At 64.5% G+C, this 1507-nt stretch carries 1 protein-coding gene; it reads left to right on the top strand.

Annotated features, from left to right (window positions below; genetic code table 11):
- The first annotated feature begins 241 nt into the window (after positions 1 to 241).
- Entirely contained in the window at positions 242 to 1486 is a 1245-nt protein-coding gene (locus tag MMF96_RS19340) for an IS110 family transposase (RefSeq protein WP_256884468.1), read from the top strand.
- Positions 1487 to 1507: the final 21 nt, after the last annotated feature.

The raw sequence follows: 1507 nt of genomic DNA, 5'->3' as shown, positions 1-1507 counted from the left end.
CGGGTCCTTGCCTGGTGGCGTGGTTGGGGCTGATGATGGTGGTGTCTGTGATCGTCGACGCCGGTAGATCTGTGATGCCTTAGAGCTTGTGACCCAGCTTGGCGCGGAGGGTTTCCATGGGCGCCGTGGACTGTTGCTTCGAGCACGCGTATCAGATTCCTTAGTTTTATCCCGCCCTCCCCTTCACAGACCCACGCCCCTTCCCGGGGTGTGTCCCTTCAGGATGGTTCGGGTGTGTGAGATGGAAGCGAATGACGTGATTTACCCGCGCGTGGCCGGGATCGATGTGTCCAAGCGGGACGCGAAAGTGTGTGTCAGGGTGCCCTCGAAGCGGCGGAACACCTTCCGCTCGATCGTCACCACCTGGGGCTCAACGGTCCCGGAGATTTTGGAACTGAAGGCCTACCTTGAGCGTGAGCATCTCCAGCTGGTGGTGATGGAATCCACCAGCGACTACTGGAAGCCCTTTTTCTACCTGCTCGAGGACACCGTGCCGGTGCAGCTGGTCAACGCCCGCCAGGCGAAGAACCTGCCGGGCCGCAAGACGGACGTCTCCGACGCGGCCTGGCTGGCCAAGACTGCCTCGTGGGGGATGCTGGCACCCTCGTTCGTCCCGCCCCCACCGGTGCGGGAGCTGCGGGATTTGACCCGGGCCCGTTCCACCCTCACCCACTACCGGGCGTCCGTGCTGCAGCGGCTGGAGAAGTACCTGGAGAACACCGGAACCAAGCTCTCCGCCGTCGTCTCGGACCTGAACGGGGTCAGCTCCAAGCTGATCCTGCACGCCCTGGCCAACGGCGAACGTGACCCCAAGGTGCTGGCCGCCCTCGCCAAGGGCCGGCTGAAGAACAAGGCCAAGGAACTGGAGCAGGCCCTGACCGGGCTCCGCTTCACCGGCCACGACGCGTTCATGGTCGCCTTCCACCTCGACGAGCTCGATGCCCAGGACGCACGACTGGCCGCCCTCGACGCGCAGATCACCGAGGCGTTTGCGCCCTTTCGCCCCGAGATCGAACTGCTCTCCACGATCCCGGGCGTGAAGGAACTCACCGCACAGGTCATCATTGCCGAAACGGGCGCGGACATGGCCGCGTTTCCCACCGCCGCCCAACTCGCCGCCTGGGCCGGCGTCGCGCCCGGCAACAACGAATCCGCCGGCCGCCACAAGCCCGCCGCGACCCGGAAAGGCAACACCTACCTCAAGGGCGGGCTCGGAACAGCCGCGCTGAACATCGCCAAGCAAAAGGACAACTTCCTCAGTGCACGCTACAAGAGGATAGCCAACCGCCGCGGCAAGCCCCGCGCCATCGTCGCCACCGAACACACCATCATCACCGCCGTCTGGAACATGCTCGCGAACGGCGTCTGCTACGACGAACCACCCATCCGACGCTACACCCAGGCCAACGCCGACAGAACCCGCCAACACGCCCTCAACGAGCTGCACCAACTCGGATACCAGGTCACCCTCACCCAGGCAGCCTAACTCACCCTATTTTCGTATCAG

Origin of the sequence: Arthrobacter sp. STN4 (assembly GCF_024539665.1) — a bacterium.
Classification (GTDB): domain Bacteria; phylum Actinomycetota; class Actinomycetes; order Actinomycetales; family Micrococcaceae; genus Specibacter.
The sequence above is the reverse complement of the archived record's forward strand: the minus strand, read 5'-3'. Positions and strand labels throughout refer to the sequence as shown.

Bases quoted from the DNA above. Each gene is read 5' to 3' on its own strand.
- MMF96_RS19340 (WP_256884468.1), top strand. From the start codon at position 242: ATGGAAGCGAATGACGTGATTTACCCGCGCGTGGCCGGGATCGATGTG.